The organism is Frischella japonica, assembly GCF_014489845.1.
GTDB lineage: Bacteria > Pseudomonadota > Gammaproteobacteria > Enterobacterales > Orbaceae > Frischella > Frischella japonica.
In genome coordinates this window covers 1-18037 of record NZ_JABURY010000003.1, presented here as the reverse complement: position 1 = coordinate 18037, position 18037 = coordinate 1, and the positions used below count along the sequence as shown (strand labels likewise).

General features: G+C 33.8%; 17 protein-coding genes and 1 rRNA gene. 7 read left to right on the top strand and 11 right to left on the bottom strand.

Annotation, left to right across the window (positions count from 1 at the left end):
* The first annotated feature begins 128 nt into the window (after positions 1-128).
* A complete protein-coding gene (locus FcAc13_RS00385; RefSeq protein WP_187754235.1) occupies positions 129-1160 on the top strand; it encodes a LacI family DNA-binding transcriptional regulator in 1032 nt (343 codons plus the stop codon).
* Positions 1161-1180: 20 nt separating this feature from the next.
* Here FcAc13_RS00385 and tyrA read toward each other — a convergent pair whose 3' ends face one another.
* Positions 1181-2302: a bifunctional chorismate mutase/prephenate dehydrogenase gene (gene tyrA / locus FcAc13_RS00380; protein WP_187754234.1), complete on the bottom strand. Its 1122-nt coding sequence runs from the start codon at positions 2300-2302 to the stop codon at positions 1181-1183.
* Positions 2303-2749: 447 nt separating this feature from the next.
* Between tyrA and xthA the strand changes: the two genes are divergently transcribed.
* Together xthA and xseA are read left to right on the top strand one after the other, a co-directional pair.
* Positions 2750-3553, top strand: coding sequence for an exodeoxyribonuclease III (gene xthA / locus FcAc13_RS00375; RefSeq protein ID WP_187754233.1), 804 nt, complete (start codon positions 2750-2752; stop codon positions 3551-3553).
* Between the two features lie 218 nt (positions 3554-3771).
* Entirely contained in the window at positions 3772-5112 is a 1341-nt protein-coding gene (gene xseA, locus FcAc13_RS00370) for an exodeoxyribonuclease VII large subunit (protein WP_187754232.1), read from the top strand.
* Between the two features lie 45 nt (positions 5113-5157).
* On the opposite strand, the gene FcAc13_RS00365 is transcribed toward xseA, so the two are convergent.
* On the bottom strand, positions 5158-6243 hold the full coding sequence (locus FcAc13_RS00365) for a LacI family DNA-binding transcriptional regulator (protein WP_187754231.1): 1086 nt from the start codon (positions 6241-6243) through the stop codon (positions 5158-5160).
* A 358-nt stretch (positions 6244-6601) separates the two neighbouring features.
* Here FcAc13_RS00365 and ubiU point away from each other — a divergent pair, with 358 nt between their 5' ends.
* The 4 genes from ubiU to FcAc13_RS00345 all read left to right on the top strand — a co-directional run bounded on the left by ubiU (position 6602) and on the right by FcAc13_RS00345 (position 10277).
* The gene (ubiU, locus tag FcAc13_RS00360; RefSeq protein ID WP_187754230.1) at positions 6602-7597 is read left to right on the top strand and encodes a ubiquinone anaerobic biosynthesis protein UbiU; all 996 of its coding nucleotides are present in this window, start codon (positions 6602-6604) and stop codon (positions 7595-7597) included.
* A gap of 45 nt (positions 7598-7642) precedes the next feature.
* Positions 7643-8521: a U32 family peptidase gene (locus FcAc13_RS00355; protein WP_187754229.1), complete on the top strand. Its 879-nt coding sequence runs from the start codon at positions 7643-7645 to the stop codon at positions 8519-8521.
* On the top strand, positions 8518-9714 hold the full coding sequence (gene csdA / locus FcAc13_RS00350; RefSeq protein ID WP_187754228.1) for a cysteine desulfurase CsdA: 1197 nt from the start codon (positions 8518-8520) through the stop codon (positions 9712-9714). The genes FcAc13_RS00355 and csdA overlap by 4 nt, the downstream gene beginning before the upstream one ends.
* 152 nt (positions 9715-9866) lie before the next feature.
* Positions 9867-10277: a SufE family protein gene (locus FcAc13_RS00345; RefSeq protein WP_187754227.1), complete on the top strand. Its 411-nt coding sequence runs from the start codon at positions 9867-9869 to the stop codon at positions 10275-10277.
* Positions 10278-10394: 117 nt separating this feature from the next.
* Here FcAc13_RS00345 and dolP read toward each other — a convergent pair whose 3' ends face one another.
* From dolP to rrf, 9 genes are all read right to left on the bottom strand, one after another.
* On the bottom strand, positions 10395-10970 hold the full coding sequence (gene dolP, locus FcAc13_RS00340) for a division/outer membrane stress-associated lipid-binding lipoprotein (protein WP_187754226.1): 576 nt from the start codon (positions 10968-10970) through the stop codon (positions 10395-10397).
* 117 nt (positions 10971-11087) lie between these two features.
* Positions 11088-11672 (bottom strand): D-sedoheptulose-7-phosphate isomerase, encoded by a 585-nt coding sequence (locus FcAc13_RS00335; RefSeq protein ID WP_187754225.1) that lies wholly within the window; start codon positions 11670-11672, stop codon positions 11088-11090.
* Positions 11673-11719: 47 nt separating this feature from the next.
* Entirely contained in the window at positions 11720-12073 is a 354-nt protein-coding gene (locus tag FcAc13_RS00330; protein WP_187754224.1) for a YraN family protein, read from the bottom strand.
* The gene (locus FcAc13_RS00325) at positions 12073-14001 is read right to left on the bottom strand and encodes a penicillin-binding protein activator (RefSeq protein ID WP_187754223.1); all 1929 of its coding nucleotides are present in this window, start codon (positions 13999-14001) and stop codon (positions 12073-12075) included. The genes FcAc13_RS00330 and FcAc13_RS00325 overlap by 1 nt, the downstream gene beginning before the upstream one ends.
* A gap of 135 nt (positions 14002-14136) precedes the next feature.
* On the bottom strand, positions 14137-15219 hold the full coding sequence (gene rlmM, locus FcAc13_RS00320; protein ID WP_187754222.1) for a 23S rRNA (cytidine(2498)-2'-O)-methyltransferase RlmM: 1083 nt from the start codon (positions 15217-15219) through the stop codon (positions 14137-14139).
* A 177-nt stretch (positions 15220-15396) separates the two neighbouring features.
* A complete protein-coding gene (thyA, locus tag FcAc13_RS00315; RefSeq protein WP_187754221.1) occupies positions 15397-16191 on the bottom strand; it encodes a thymidylate synthase in 795 nt (264 codons plus the stop codon).
* A gap of 48 nt (positions 16192-16239) precedes the next feature.
* Positions 16240-17106 (bottom strand): prolipoprotein diacylglyceryl transferase, encoded by an 867-nt coding sequence (gene lgt, locus FcAc13_RS00310; protein WP_187754220.1) that lies wholly within the window; start codon positions 17104-17106, stop codon positions 16240-16242.
* Entirely contained in the window at positions 17103-17705 is a 603-nt protein-coding gene (gene rppH, locus FcAc13_RS00305) for an RNA pyrophosphohydrolase (RefSeq protein WP_187754219.1), read from the bottom strand. Before rppH ends, lgt begins: the two co-directional genes overlap by 4 nt.
* A 223-nt stretch (positions 17706-17928) precedes the next feature.
* Positions 17929-18037 (bottom strand): 5S ribosomal RNA (gene rrf, locus FcAc13_RS00300); the annotation flags it as partial.

The following is an 18037-nucleotide window of genomic DNA, read 5'->3' as shown; positions in this document are numbered from 1 at the left end:
GATAACATTATTGATTATTATTTCAAAAATTGACTTACCATATGTCAAAGCATTAATTTATATTCATGTCATTTAGCAATGAGTTATAGTCAAAATATATTATTAGTTTTGCTGCAATAGGAAAAAAAATGCAAGATACGAAGAAACGTCGCAACACTGGACAAATTACATTATTTGATGTGGCCAAATATGCTGGCGTGGGCACCATGACCGTATCAAGGGCATTACGTACACCAGAGCGAGTTTCTGATAAATTGCGCAAGAAAATACAAACAGCTATAGATGATTTAGGTTATAAACCGAACGTTGTGGCGAGCTTATTAGCGTCGGCATCTGCCAATCGATTAATTGCAGTCGTCACCACTAAAATTTGTGACCATTCAACGAGAATTTTACTTAATTCGTTACAAACAAGTTTAGCTAAAGATGGTTACACCACCTTAATTATTGAAACATATCACTATCATAAAAACGAAGCACAATTAATCAATGCACTGTACAGTCAGAATCTTGCCGCTATTGTATTATTCTATGTAGAAAATCCAACTATAATTGAAAAAATTGTTCACCGTAAAACATTACCGATAATAAACATCGGTATTCAATCTTACTCTTGTATCAATATCAATATTCAACCTGATGATAGTTTAGCAATGTTAATGTTAACAGAGTACGTTATCAAACAAGGTTATCGACATATTGGATTATTGTGTGCTAATCAACAATATCATCTTTTTCAACAACGATTGCATGGTTGGCATCGAGCAATGTTAGCTCATCATCTACCTACGCATAGAATTATCAATGCAGCTAAACCAGCTAGCTTTGCCACTGGAAGTGAATTGCTACCAGAAATGCTTTTAAATTGGCCCGAACTTGACGCTTTAATTTGTACTACTGACGAATTAGCAGGTGGAGTACTTAACGAATGCCATCGCCGCCATATTCGAGTCCCTTATCAATTGGCTGTATGTGGGTTTGGTGACAGTGAATTTAGTCAAGTCTGTGTCCCTCCATTAACAACTGTAGCGTTACCTGCTGAGCTAATGGGTCAACACACAGCAACACTTTTATTAAAACAGATTTGCCCTGATATTGATGATACTGAAACAGACTTATCATTTTTAATCCCCATTATCAAAACTAGAGCTAGCTTATAATATTGGCTCATTTCCTAAAATTAAGCACGATTGTCATTTGCTAATTTTAATAAAGATTGGCTTTCTTTTATAAATCGTTGAGCATAATCACCGAACCATTCGGTAACCTGATTAAAATGCTTGATAAACTGCTGCTTATCACCCTGATCAATTAATTGTACCATTTCACCAAATCGTTGATAGTAATGTTTAATTAACTCAATATTTTGCTCAGATGACATTATGATATCCGCATAAAGCTGTGGATCTTGTGCAAATAACCGCCCAACCATCATCAACTCTAAACGATAAATCGGTGAAGATAATGCAATAAGTTGCTCCAAATTAGCCTGTTCTTGCTGTAAATTTACACCATATGTAAATGAAGTAAAATGACGTAATGCTTGAATAAATGACATGCATTTATCATGTTCGCTAGCAGTAATAGGATAAAGAATTGCCCCCCAAATTTTCATCTGTTCAATCAGCCATTGATATTTTTCAACCTGCCGTCCGTCACAATAGACAATAACTTGCTTTGCTAAATTAGGCACATCAGGACCGAACATAGGGTGCAACCCGACAACAGGACCGCGATGTTTATTTAACATAGTTTGTAATGGGATTTGTTTTATTGAAGTAAAATCCGTTAAGATACAATCATGTGGTAGTTCCGGTAATTGATTAATTATTTCAACTGTTTTATTAATTGGTACAGTAATAATCACTACTGCTGCATCAGCGACCATTTCTGTAGCTTGATGCATATTTTTTGAACCCAATATTTTTACATAATAACCTGACAGTGTGAATAAACGAGTAAAAAGCCTGCCCATTTGCCCATTACCACCAACGATTACTACAGATCCCTGACCACTATAAACCTTCTTAAAACCTTTATCATTTTCACTAATGTACGATTCCCGCATAAGACGTCGAAGAATATCCTCAATTAAATTAGGCGGAATACCTGCCTGTTCAGCTTCATAACGTCGTTTTGCTAGCATTGTAGATTCGCGTTTGGGATCATAAATCGGTAGACCATGCAAGCTTTTTACTTCCCCGACTTGTGCAACTAATTCCAGTCGCTTGGCAATTAAAGATAAAATTGCTTGATCGATTTCATCAATCTTATCACGTAAACTGTTTAATTCTACCGACATAAAAACCCCAAATACGTTTTAATAATATGTTATTGTATTAAGAATACTGCAAAATGCATTAACGTTAACTCCATTCCTTTACCAATTTATCAAAATAAGATATTCTTTTTTTACCATAACTATATAAATATTTATTAAGCAATTAAGATAAAAGATTGCGTAACTACCTAGCATAAATTCGCAGCTAAAGACCATTAAGAATCCCACAATCCAAGTCTCTACATTCAATCTTAGTTAGTCTTCGTGGGTTACTATCTTAATTTTTTAGTCAAACCAATAAATACAGTCATAACCTATTAGATTAAACCTAGTACATAAATAACCTAATGTGAAATAAAACTTTAATTTCTCATCTGCCTAAAACTCTAATATTAATTTAATCCACTTAACAGTATAACGGATTTTTGCTAGCATGATGAATAACTTTAGTCATTCATTTTTTTATCTATGAAATTTATTTCGTTTAACATTAACAGCCTAAGAGCAAGAATTCATCAACTTGAAGCTATTATCAATAAATATCAACCCGACGTAATCGGCTTACAAGAAACCAAAGTTCATAATGAGCTGTTTCCAATTGCAGAGCTAGAACATTTAGGCTATCACATGTATTACCATGGTCAAAAAAGTCATTATGGTGTTGCGTTATTAACCAAACAAGTAGCAAATACCGTACGTTATGGATTACCGACCGATACCGACGATGCACAATGCCGCTTAATTGAAATCAAAATACCCAGTAAGCTCGGTGAAATTACAATTATTAATGGTTACTTTCCTCAAGGAGATAACCGAGAACACCCGATTAAATTTCCTACTAAACAGAAATTTTACCAAGATTTATTTGATTATTTGCAGACGGCTGCCCTTAATCAACAATTAACCATTATCATGGGTGATATGAATATTAGTCCGACCGATTTAGATATAGGCTTGTCAGAAGAGAGTAAAAAACGTTGGTTAAAAACGGGTAAATGTTCATTTTTACCAGAGGAACGCCAATGGATGGCGCAAATTTTTCAACTTGGCTTTGTCGATACTTTCCGCTCGCAAAATCCACTGAATAAACAATATTCATGGTTCGATTACCGCTCTCGTGGCTTTGATACTAATACGGGACTAAGAATTGATTTGATATTAGCCAGTCAGCAGTTAACACAATACTGTATCAATACAGGCATTGATCTTGAAATTCGGGGTATGGATAAACCCTCTGACCACGCACCAATTTGGGCTGAGTTTGACTGTTGATTTGTATTTATAAAGTGATTATAACCAATGTTTTATAGAACTAAAAACTAAGTTAACAAACGTCTATAAACGTATCACTTATCAAGATATGAATTAATGAGATTGTATAAAAAAAGCAATGTATAAAATTAATGACTGCGTTCCCAAAACCGTAATAGCATTAATTTATAAAATATTTTAATTAATCAAACAAAAAGGTTTGCTGATAAAGGGTATTTATGTTAGGTAATAGTGCAATTTTGTCTGTTAAAGACCTCAATCAAATGGTCAAAGATTTACTAACCGATAGTATCGGTCAAATTTGGTTAATCGGCGAAATATCTAACTTTTCTAAACCGACATCAGGTCATTGGTATTTTACATTAAAAGATGAGGCAGCACAGGTTCGATGTGCTATGTTTCGAAATAGCAACTTTCGAACTGGATTCACCCCACACAATGGTCAACAAGTTTTGGTCAGTGCATCAGTAACACTTTATGAAGCAAGAGGTGAATATCAGTTAGTCATCGATAAATTACAACTAGCTGGAGCTGGTTTACTCCAACAACGATTTGAACAGCTCAAACAGAAATTACAACAAGAAGGGTTATTTGAAATCTCTCACAAGCAACCGATTCCTAAAAATATTCAAACTGTGGGTATAGTAACCTCTTCAACCGGTGCAGCTTTACATGATATTTGCCAAATTCTTAACCGTCGTGATCCAAGTTTAGCGATTATAATTTACCCATCTCTAGTACAAGGCGACGGTGCTGCGGCTCAAATTGCAAGAATGATTGAAATAGCCAATCAACGACATGAATGTGATGTGTTAATAGTTGGTCGTGGAGGGGGATCATTGGAAGATTTATGGCCATTTAATGAAGAGGTTGTTGCCAGATCCATTTTTAATAGTCAATTACCCATTATTAGCGCTGTTGGTCATGAAATCGATTTCACTATTGCCGATTTTGTTGCCGATTTACGAGCAGCTACGCCATCTGCTGCTGCAGAATTGATTAGTCGTGATAAACATGATCAAATGAAAGATTTGAAAGTGCTAGAGCAACATCTTGCCATGGCAATTGATCATGTACTGCTAATAAAAAATCAACACTTACAAACCATACGTCACCGATTACAAACCCAACATCCACAAGTTAAGCTTGTAAAACAACAGACACTATTGCTGGCTCAACGTCAAGCGCTACATCTAGCTATAAAGCAAACGTTGCTAAGTCATAGTAATAAACTAAATCATTTAACTCAAAATATACAACGATTAACACCCAAGTATCATATTGAACGTTATCAGCAAACAATTTCTCAAAAAAAACAGCAATTACTTACCAATATTAACTTACAGCTACAAAATGCTAAACATCAATTTGTTATTCAAACCTCACAATTGAATATGGTTAGTCCATTAGCAACATTAGAACGTGGTTATTCTATTACCACTGACTATCAGCAACATGTTATTACGAGTACCAATAATATTAAAGTAGGTGAAACAATCACTACAAAGCTATTGTCAGGAAAAATTATCAGCACTGTGACTAACATCAAAGACAGCTAATACAAAAATAGACCTAACGCCAGAAGATATTTTATCTGACTATTATTATTGATTTAATTTAGTCGTTGAATGACGAATGATTAGTTCACATTCAATCATTTTTGCCAGACGAATCGGTTGATCACAATTCAGCATTGAAACTAATAACAGCATAGCTTGTTCTCCCATTTCAAATAGTGGTTTATAAATCGCGGTAATATGGTTCAATGGTTGATAAGGTTTATGGGAATTATCATGTACAAACTGTAACAAAGATAATCGTTCCGGAATATTAATTTTCATTGCTCGACATTGATCAATGACACCACAAATAGCACTTTCTGTACTAATGCTATAACCAGATGAACTATTAGATTGTTGCTCTCGATCGAGAAAATTTAAACTTAAGCAATCAGTACATATGATTGCTGATGGTGGTTGTGTGCTGCTCATCATTGTTCTTAAAGCAGTTTTACATGCTGAATAACTAACTGATTGATAAGCAATTAATTTATCATTTACCATTATATTCGCCCGAGCTAAGGCTTGTTGATAGCCGTTGAACAGTTGATAAACCTCATTACGTTCTTCCTCCGCCAATAATATCGCAATATTCCTGTGACCTAAGCTCAGCAAATATTCAGTTGCTTGATAACCAATGGATAAATGATCGAAATAAATACAAGGTAAACTCATTGAAAATTGGTTAATTAATACTATCGGTGGTAATGCATGTTGAAATTGTAATAGGCGCTTTAAATAAGGCGAATCATTGATGATTAAAATACCATCTAAATGATGATTGATGGTATAACTAATAATTTGTTGAATCTCGTTTTCGTTAAAATAAATAAATCGTAAATAAAGCAATTTATACCCTTCCATTTTTGCTTTATATTCAATACCATGATTAATCAAACTATTCGGAATAAGTTGATTATCAATGACTAAAATTGTATTACTTTGGTTAACAGCGTGATAATTTTTGAACAATTCTTTTGCATCAAAATTGAGTTCTGAAATAGCTTGATTAACCCGACTCTGGGTATCCCGATGCGTTAAATGTGGTGTGTGTATCACTCTGGAAACCGAAGCTATTGATAATCCAGCACGCTGAGCAATTGCCTTTAAAGTAATTTTTCGTTTCGACATAATATATTTGGGCTATAACTATTATTTATTTAAATTACCAATAATTAGTCAAAAGATCAGAAAATTAGCTAATTTTTACGATACAATTCGCAATATTTTAGAAATACAGTTAAAAATTACTACGTCAAAATAACAATATCGCACAATAATTCTTCGTGATATAAATTAACATATGATTATCAACGATTAATCTAATACTGCTATTATGTACTTAATCAAAGCATGGATAAAATCATATATAATATTTCTCAGATTGTCTTAACGAATTCTTTTATCTCGATAATTACACGATTTTATATTCGCAATGACTAAGGTTTTATTGCATAATATTAAGGTTATATTTGAGGAATAATTATTTATGGAACTCTTATGTCCTGCTGGTTCTTTACCAGCACTAAAAACTGCAATTGATAATGGCGCTGATGCTGTTTATATTGGTTTAAAAGATGATACCAATGCTCGCCATTTCGCTGGACTAAATTTTAATGAAAAACGACTATTCGAAGCATCAGATTATGTTCACAGGAAAGGTAAAAAATTGCATATTGCGATAAATACTTTTGCTCATCCTGATAATTTCTCTCGCTGGCAAAATGCCGTTGATATGGCAGCAAATATTGGCGCTGATGCCCTAATCTTAGCTGATTTAGCAATACTTGATTATGCGGCTGAAAAATATCCCGATATTGAACGTCATGTATCTGTTCAAGCTTCATCAACAAACATTGAATCAATCAAGTTTTACCATAATAATTTTAAACCACATCGTATTGTGCTACCTCGAGTATTATCAATCCATCAAGTTAAGCAATTAGCCCAAGTATCGCCAATTCCACTGGAAGTGTTCGCTTTTGGAAGTCTATGTATTATGGCGGAAGGTCGTTGTTACCTTTCCTCTTATTTAACAGGAGAATCACCGAATACTGTTGGTGCTTGTTCGCCTGCAAAATTTGTCCGCTGGGAGGAAACCGAACGCGGATTAGAATCGCGTTTAAACAATGTGTTAATAGATTGCCATAAGAAAGGTGAAAATGCGGGTTACCCAACTTTATGTAAAGGTCGTTATTTTGTTGAAAATACCTTATACCACCCGATTGAAGAACCAACAAGTTTAAATACGATTGAACTATTACCAGATTTATTTTCTGCCAATATTGCATCAGTAAAAATTGAGGGTCGTCAGCGTAGCCCCGCCTACGTCGAGCAAGTGACTAGAGTCTGGCGTCAGGCAATTGATCGCTATTTGATGAATCCTCATGCTTATCAAGCTGAAAAACAATGGATGGATATACTAGGCTCAGTGTCAGAAGGTAGTCAAACAACTTTAGGGGCCTATCATCGTAAATGGCAATAAGATACCTATTGAGCAACATTAGTCTTTATTCTTAAGGGAAGTTTTATGAAATATGCCTTAGGTCCAATTTTATATTATTGGCCTAAAATCGAAACAGAAAAATTTTATCACGCGGCGATGCAAAGTGAGGCCGATATTATTTATATGGGTGAGACGGTTTGCACTAAACGTCGTGAAATGAAAGTTGCCGACTGGATCGCTTTAGCAAAAGAAGTATCTAATTCGGGTAAACAAGTTATATTATCAACATTAGCGCTATTGGAAGCGGCATCGGAAATTAATGAAATGCGCCAATTAGTCAATAATGGTGAATTCCTTATTGAAGCAAATGACTTAGCCGCTATCAATTTAGCGCAAGAACACCGATTACCTTTTGTCGCCGGCCCGGCAATTAACTGTTATAACGCATTGACACTTAAGTTATTACAAAAACAGGGGATGATTCGATGGTGCATGCCTGTCGAATTATCACGCGATTGGTTACTCAATGTATTACATCAATTTGAATCACTTAAAATTCAACGTCAATTTGAAATAGAAGTATTTAGTTATGGTTACCTTCCATTAGCTTATTCTGCACGCTGTTTTACTGCGCGCTCTGAAGATAGACCAAAAGATAAATGTGAAACATGTTGTATCAAATATCCTACTGGTCGTGAGGTTTTTTCTCAAGAGCAACAGAAAGTTTTTGTACTTAACGGTATCCAAACTCAAAGTGGTTATTGTTACAATTTAGGTAATAATCTAAAAGATATGCAAGGTTTAGTCGATATTGTCCGTTTATCGCCACAGGGAATTGAAACCTTAGCAATGTTGCAACAGTTTAAAGCTAACGAAACGGGTCAAGTTCCAATCAAAATTATATCTAAACACGATTGTAATGGTTATTGGAATGGTATTGCCGGACTTGAGTTAACGAAATGAATTTTGATCCTATCTTTTTTCGTTCACAATTTCCTTCTCTACAATCTGAAGGGATTTATCTTGATTCTGCAGCTACAGCTTTAAAACCGTTAGTCATGATTGAAGCTACTAATCGTTACTATCTTAATGCCACTACAGTATTAAGAAGTAAACATTCCCAAGCACTAGCCTTAGATGCACAATATGAATTAGCGAGAGTACTGGCTGCTGATTTAATTAATGCACCATTTAATCATGAAATTATCTGGACTAAAGGGGCGACTGAGTCAATTAACCTTGTAGCTCAGAGTTATGCACGAAATCGTTTACAATCAGGTGATGAAATTATTGTCAGTGAACTAGAACATCATAGTAATCTCATTCCTTGGTTACAAGTGGCCGAACAAACAGGCGCAAAAGTAATTAAATGGGAAATTGAAGCAGACGGTACATTATCCACCCAACATCTACAATTATTGATGACAAATAAAACTCGCATTATTGCTGTTACACAAATGTCAAATGTTACTGGATATCAACCTAATATAGCTAAAATTAGCCAACTAGCTCATCAATACAACGCAATCATTGTCGTCGATGGTGCACAAGGTGTCATTCATGATGCCATGGATGTTCAACGATATGACATCGATTTTTATACTTTTTCTGCCCATAAATTATATGGACCAACAGGTTTGGGCGTGCTATACGGTAAATCAGAATTATTACAACAAATGAATTGTTGGCAAGGCGGGGGGAAAATGCTCAAAACTACCTCCTTTACTGATTTTAAACCGGCTAATCTTCCGTATAAATTTGAAGCTGGCACGCCAAATATTGCTGCAGTAATTGGCTTTTATGCGGTATTAGATTGGTTAAAAACCCTAGATAGTAATACTGCCGAGCGATACACAATTGATTTAGTGAGATATACCTATAAAAAATTATGTGCATTGCCAAATATCAAAATACATAGTAGAGCAAATAGTCCTCTGTTAAGTTTCTCTTTTACTGATATTCATCATGATGATATTGCCATTTTACTTACGGAACAAAATATTGCCATTCGAAATGGCGAATTGTGTGCACAACCTTTGATAAAAGCCCTAAATTGTAAAGGTGTGATTCGAGCATCCTTTATGCCATATAATTCACAAACTGATGCAGATAAATTTCTTTTTGCGGTTGAAAATGCATTATCAATATTAAAATGATAGACTTATTTAACAGCCTCATTTTATCTTTTTGAAAAATTTTATTAATTGAAACGTTATGCCTTGTCATTAATTGTAGCATATTTAATTTTACTGATTATTTTTCAACTATGTTACAATCATAGTACTACATTGATTATAATTTAAATATTATGCCCTTAGTCACCCAAGATCAGTTATATGCTTTGTTTTCAACCCTCAATACTTGGCAAGATCGCTACCGAGAAATAATAAAACTAGCTAAACTGATGCCAATCTTACCCGAAGAAGCTCGATCAATTGAAAATCAAATATATGGCTGTGAAAATCATGTTTGGTTAATAGTAGAAAAAAATAGTCAACACCAACTCAATTTTTATGGTGATAGTGAAGGTCGTATTGTTAAAGGCTTGATGACTATTTTACTAATTTTAGCTAACGGTAAAACCGCGGTCGAAATAGCAGAATTTGATTTTGCCGCAGTATTGAAGCGATTAAAAATTATTGATGAATTAAGTGAATCCCGTCAGTTAGGGGTGCAAAATATCATAAATAAAATAAAAAATTTAGCATCAATGAACTAATTGAATAAAAACTCACCTATAACACATTTTTATGCATAAAATAATTGAACGCTAGTTAAAACAATCATTTTAAAGCCCCTAACTATGGGGCTATCTCGTTTGTAATTTATTTTCAAGTTAATCCACATAAGTGAAAATTTTTGTGACCAATTTAACCTTTGCCGTTTTACTTGCTATTTCAGCAGCAATATCGCCTTCATTGTGGTTAACAATACCCAATAAGAAAACTTCACCATCTTCTGTAATAACTTTTATATCACGAGCTTTAGTCTCTTTATTTGCGATTAAATTAGCTTTCACATGCGTTGTGATCCATGCATCATTTGCCATGGTTCCAGCTCCCACAATATTTCCAACTCGTATTTGATTATAAATTTTAGCCACACCGTCAACACTATGTGCCAATTCTAGTGCTCGATTAATAACAGCTTGTGATTTCGCCTGACCGATAAGAAGAACATTACCATTATAAGAGGAAGCTACAATACGCGAACCTTTAAAATACTCTTCTTCATTTTTTAACTTCAAGCTGATTTTTGAATCAATTGATGTATCATCAACCTGCTTACCTGTTGTTCTAGGATCAGAGGCGATTTTCGCTACCCCAGCTCCCGCACCAATAAATGCTGCAACACACCCTTGTAACATCAATGCGCCAGTAACTATTGAAATAAGTAATACTATTTTTTTCACAAATCAATCCCCTATTTTTGTAATTAGTTAGGCAATCTTGATACAATTTAGTATTTAAGCTCACCCATATAATCGACCATGCTTTTTTATTTTCTTTGCAGTAGTAATCAACACGATTTAACGTAAAAAAAGCATATTCTCAATAAGTTGACAAAGGCAATTTAATACCAACAACTGCATTTCACATATTGTTCTTTCTTTATGAGAAGGAATTCTAATTTCAATATCATTCTGACCCAATAATCCTACCACGGTACCACCATCACAACCAGTAATGGCGATAACAGGTAGATCTTTAATAACAGCTTCCTGTACTGCCCTAATAATTGATTTATCATTACCGTCAGTGGTAAGAATAATTAATACATCATCTTGCATTGCTAATGCTTGAATCTGTTTAGCGTAAATATCATTTACTTGATGGTAATGATTTGCTACCGTACTAATCAAAATATTATCACTAACTAATGCAATCGCAGGGATACTAGGACGTTCAATATCAATACCACTCACTAATTGAGCAGTAAAATTTTGTACATTCGCCGCAGATATACTATTACCACAACTCAACACTTTATTACCATTAAGTAAGGCATTAATAATAATGTTAGCAGCTTGCTCAATTGGTTGACTTAATGCTTCCGCCATCACAATTTGAGTTTGAATACTTTCAGTAAAATAATTTTTAATTGTACTTAACATTACCGCTATTTCTCATAATATCACACAGATTGTGATCGCTTGTATTTCTATAAAGAAAAGGCATTTTTTATCCATTGCCAATCTTTTCCTGTAAACGTAAAGATATCAAAGCGAAATTCACATAACTCACTGTTAATATCCTGCTGAAACATCCAATGATAAGCAGCATGGATAATTTTAATTTGTTTCGCGCGCGTTATCGTTGAAGTAGCATTACCAAATAAATCATTTTTGCGATAACGAACTTCAACAAAAACCAAACACCCTTGATCCTGCATCACCAGATCAATTTCACCTAATCTAGATTGACTATTTTTTGCGATTAACTTTAAACCATTAGAGCATAATGTACGGCATGCTAATGCTTCATAATATTGCCCTAATTGACGTTTATCTAACATTAATCAACCGCAATTTCACTACCATCTTGATAACGGATCCATGATAATTTACGAGAGATATCACATTGATTGGCAACGGATAATTTTCCTGTTTTTCCATCAATACTTTTGCTCTTATAAGGTACTAAATTATCAAATTGGCTTGATAGCGCCCAGGCATCAAATCCCATTGCATATAAACGAGCCAAAGAATAATCATTTTTAATATAATCAGGTAATTGCGAATAATATTCATCGTGCTTGATAATTAGAGGTATATCACTTAGTTGTAATTGATCCATATCATAACGAAAATCAGTTGTAGTATTAGCAATATTACTTCTAGAACTCGCGTAAAGCGCAGGAATATTTTTTTTACTTGTTTTGACACTACTGGTATTTTTAGAGTTATTACCTGCACTTGATTTCATCTCAAGCATCGATTTAATTAAGGTCAGCTCTTCATGCGAAGCATAAATATAAATAGCATCAAATTCAACTTGTTTTTTAGGCATAACTTGTCCATTCTGATCAACATCTGCTGTGATTAATGGCACACCCTCTAATTCAATACCCACGCCAGAATTCATTTTCTTACTCAATTCTTCAGCTGAATCAAAATATTGAACATAAACGGGACTTGATGTCGGATGAGCGATATTCCATTGCTGAGCAAAACTTTTAGCAACACGTTCACCAAGATTATTATGAGGAATAATCAATAATGGTTGTTTTTTCTTTTCATTATAAATATGTTGCGCAGCATCTTTAGCTTCATCTTCTGGGGATAAAGCAAAAAAGCAGATTTTTGTAGCTGAATCAGACGATAAAGAAATATCTTCAATTTTATTTAATGCTAGCACTGGAATATCGCTGGCAGACTGCAATAGCGTTTGTACATTTTGTTTTAATAATGGTCCTACAATTAATTGTGCACCTTGTTGCTTCGCTCGTATGATTAAATTCTCAATAGAATCACTATTGGTATCGTAAAAATTTATATCTTGTTGCAAGTCTGGCGAAGATGCTTTAGCAGCATCTTGATAACCTAACCGAATTGTCTCACCAAATATTTTAGACTTACCACTTAATGGTAGAAATAATGCAATTTTTCTATTTTCAGCAGCATCTGGTAGATGATATTTTTCACCGTAAATATCTCTCGGTAGATAAGTTGCCGCAGGATGACCTGAATATTGTATTTGCCATTCACTAACAGCATTTTTGAGAGCTTGATATTGCTCCTCTTCCAATTTAGCTATCGCATCGGCATCAATATCATCTTGGTTATTAAAAGCGTACATTTTTATATTGCTTTTATAAATATAGAGTAAATCAATCCACCCTTGTAATACATAATCATCTGCATAAATTAAAATTTGATTAATTTTTTTATCAGATAAATTAGTTAAAAAATTCCACGTATTATTGATAGTATCATGACGTTGGTTAACCGAGCCATATTTTTCAAGTTCAATATAATCATGAAGTTGGGCATTATAATCTTTTTTGAGACCATCTAAGTCAATCTTTATCTTATAGTAACGAATTGTTTGTTCTTCACTTAAACTTGTCGGCGATATGGATTTAAAATCAAATTTTTGTTTAGTTTTTACTGCAATTTCACCTTCTAATAAGGTCTTCTCTTTTAGTTGCTCAGCATCTAAATTTTGTGGAAGCTGATTAAATAATTGGACTGCTTGTTTAACATTATTTTCAAGCAACAACGCCCGAATAGCGAGCAACTGCCAATTAATTTTCTCATTACCTGAAACGTTTTCAGCTTGAGATAGATAATACTGCGCATTTTTAGTTTGATCATAACTTATTTGCTTAGGAATATAACTAGGACATCCTGTTAAAAAACTAATCAATATTGCAATCAAACTTACTTTAATAAAATTTAACCATGCAGAAGGAAAACCTGACAATCTTTGCAACTTAATCATTATAAAATCTCTTTCGTTTATTGAATTGTGTAGGCAATAATTAACAACTGATACAGTAAAAAAGTTTTAATTTAGATAATATTTACTATGAAAATTAATAGTATTAATTAAATCATTGTTATACCTTAAGGTAACTTATCCCCAAATACGTTGAACATGTATCGTAATTTCTTCACGATCATGATAAAGCTGTTTCGCTTGAATCTGGGCATTAACTCGATGTTCTTTTAATTGTTGTTCCAGAAATAACATATTTTGTTTTACTTCTTCATAACGTTTTTTCATGGGTAATTTTAAATTGAAAATAGTTTCACGACATAAACCGTTAACTAACCAATCAACCATTAATGCGGTCACTTTTGTCGGCTTTTCTACCATATCACAAACTAACCAATAGATACTATTCTTTTTTGGTCGAAATTTAAAACCATCTTCTTGATAATGTTTAACTTGTCCTGATTCCATTAGCAATTTATCCATTGGACCATTGTCAACAGCACTAACCATCATACTCCGTTTGACAAGTTGATAAGTCCAACCACCAGGACTAGCTCCTAAATCAACGGCATTCATGCCACCTTTTAAACGTTCATCCCATTCTTCATATGGAATAAAAACATGAAAAGCTTCTTCTAATTTCAAAGTAGAACGACTAGGTGCATCTGGCGGGAATTTTAACCTTGGAATTCCCATATAAAATGGCGAATTATTATTACTATATGAGTAACCAATAAAACAGCTAGTGCTGTTAATAAATAAAATATGAATAACCGGTTTTGACGGGTTTTCAACTTTCAATAAAATTTGATTTGCACGTAAAGCTTGCCTTAAAGGTACGGTAAACTTTCGACAAAAATTTGCTAATTCTTTAGCCTCATTAGTATCTGGAATTTCAACACGCAAGGATCCGGCACGAGAAATATTACCTTGAATGGCCTCAATCAACGGCGTAATTCTATCTTGATTAGATAGTTCAGTTAATTGCGCTCCCGCAACAAATATTTGTCTAGCAAAAATAAGCGTTTTAAAATTAATCATTTTGATTAACTTTTCCGCTTCATCTGCTTGATAGCATTCAAATTCAACATAAGCACTTGATGGTAAGGATTTAGTAAAACCATAAATCCCTAATTCAGCAGCCTTATCTGTAATTTCTGCGGCACACTCTTTCTCAAAACCTGAACGACAATATAAAATAACACGGTTTAACTTTTGCATTATAATTTATTAATACTCAATATAATGGCGCTTAGTTTAGCATAGAGTTAAGCTAATTTCATACTTATCCATAAATAGTCTTTGAATGCCCATACAAAAAATTTTATTTCTAGCGGGAAATTTTTATCACATAAAAAGTTTCTATGCGGCTAACATTGCCGCATAAATAATAATACATCATACCGCCACTGGCGCTTTAATTGCTGGATAAGGATCATAGCCCTCAATTGCAAAGTCTTCGAATTCGTAATCAAAAATTGTAGGTGGTTTTCTTTTGATAACTAGTTTTGGTAACACTCTTGGTTCTCTACTTAATTGTAATTGAGTTTGTTCCATATGATTGGAATATAAGTGAGTATCGCCACCTGTCCAAACAAAGTCGCCAACCTCCAAATTACATTGTTGAGCTATCATATGTACTAATAATGCATAACTAGCAATATTAAAAGGTAAACCGAGAAACACATCACAAGAACGTTGATAAAGTTGGCAAGATAATTTACCATTCGCTACATAAAATTGGAAAAATGCATGACAAGGTGCAAGCGCCATTTGCTCTAATTCGCCAACATTCCAAGCTGAAACAATAATTCGACGTGAATCAGGATCGTTTTTTATTTGTTCAATAACTTGACTAATTTGATCAATTTGACGACCATCAGATGCTTGCCACGAACGCCACTGTTTGCCATAAACAGGTCCTAAATTTCCATTTTCATCTGCCCATTCATCCCAAATTGTAACTTTATTATCTTTCAAATATTGAATATTCGTGTCACCTTTTAAAAACCAAAGTAATTCATGGATAATTGAACGTAAATGACATTTCTTTGTGGTGACTAACGGAAAACCTTCTTGCAAATTAAAACGCATTTGATAGCCAAAAATTGACAATGTTCCGGTGCCAGTACGATCTGACTTTGGCGTTCCTTCTTCTAAAATTTTTTGCATAAGTGCTAAATATTGTTTCATTTTTAATCCTATAAATACATTTTAACAATGGGTAATACAAATTTAGGTTTAATATTTTAAACCATTTGGGGATTTATACGCAAAATAGAAAAATATTATTCCAAAAATAATCATTGGTAGGCATAAAATTTGCCCCATACTGATAATATTAAAGAACAGACCTAATTGTTCATCGGGTTGTCTAAAAAATTCAATTACAAATCTGAAAATACCATATAATAATAAAAATAATCCTGATACGCTTCCTGTAGGTCTAGATTTACGAATAAACACATTCAAAAGTATAAAAAGGATTATTCCTTCAAAAACCATTTCATAAAGTTGAGAAGGATGACGAGGCAAAATATAACCGCAATTAACAAATAGTTCAGTCCATTCTGGATGACTTTTGACATAGGCAAGATCAGCAAAATTTGACGTTGGAAATAACATTCCAACAGGAGAAGTTGTAACGCGTCCCCATAATTCACCATTTATAAAATTACCTAAACGGCCAAACATTAAGCCTAGTGGAATTAACGGTGCAACAAAATCAGAAACATCAAAAAAACGTTTATGCGTTTTTACTGCAAAAAGTCCAATAACCACTAATGTCCCAATTAAACCTCCGTGAAATGACATACCACCTTCCCATACACGAAATAGCACTAGTGGATCAGCAAGAAAAACTTTAAAATTGTAAAAGAGTATATACCCAACTCTTCCTCCAATAAACAAACCAAGAAATCCCCAAAATAATAAATTTTCAACTTGCTCTTTAGTCCAACTATTGTGGTCTTTTTTAATTCGGATATTAGCTAATAACCATGCCCCTAATACACCAAATAAATACATAGCACCATACCAATGTAAGGAAACAGGGCCAATTGAAAATATAATGGGGTCAAAATTAGGAAAAGATAAATAATGTTTCATTTTTTTACATACTTCTTCTTTTTACGTTTATGTGCAAAGAAACTAAAACGCTTCTTATGTACAGAATTATTGACTTTAGGAACTTCAGTCGTGTTTTGAATAGGCATTTCTTTTTTTTCGCTTTGTATCGAAAAAACTGATGAAGAAAATTCTTTCATCGCTTTACGATAAACATCACGTTTAAAAGAAATGACTTGCCTGACTGGATACCAATAGCTGACCCAACACCAATCATCAAATTCAGGCATCTGTGTCGCAGCTAAATTAATCGCTGAAACATCAGATACTAATTCCAGAAGAAACCATTTTTGTTTCTGACCAATACAAATGGGTTCATTCTCCCAACGTATCATCCGTTTGGGTAATTTATACCTTAACCATCCATTAGTCACTGATAGAATTTTTACATCTTTAGGCAATAAGCCAACTTCTTCATTTAATTCCCTAAACATAGCTTGTTCAGGAGTTTCATTATTATTAATTCCGCCCTGAGGAAACTGCCAAGAATTTTGACCAAAACGACGCGCCCATAATACCTGACCCTGTCGATTACAAATAATAATTCCTACATTTGGACGGTAGCCATCATGATCAATCACCGACTACCTCAAAATAAACCTTTACTTAGGTTAGATTGTTACATATATCAGAATTAAGGTAAACCATTGGTATAGAAAAAACATCATTGAAAGGTATAACATTAAATATGATATAAAATTGTCGCTAACTAAAGGGAAAATTATGAATATTTTATAAAATAAGGGAGCATTGAAAATTTATAATAAGATATAGCAGAATTAATGAAAAAATATTGAATTGATAGTCTGGCGGTGACCTACTCTCACATGGGGAAATCCCCACACTACCATCGGCTCCACGGCGTTTCACTTCTGAGTTCGGCATGGGTCAGGTGGGACCACCGCAACATCGC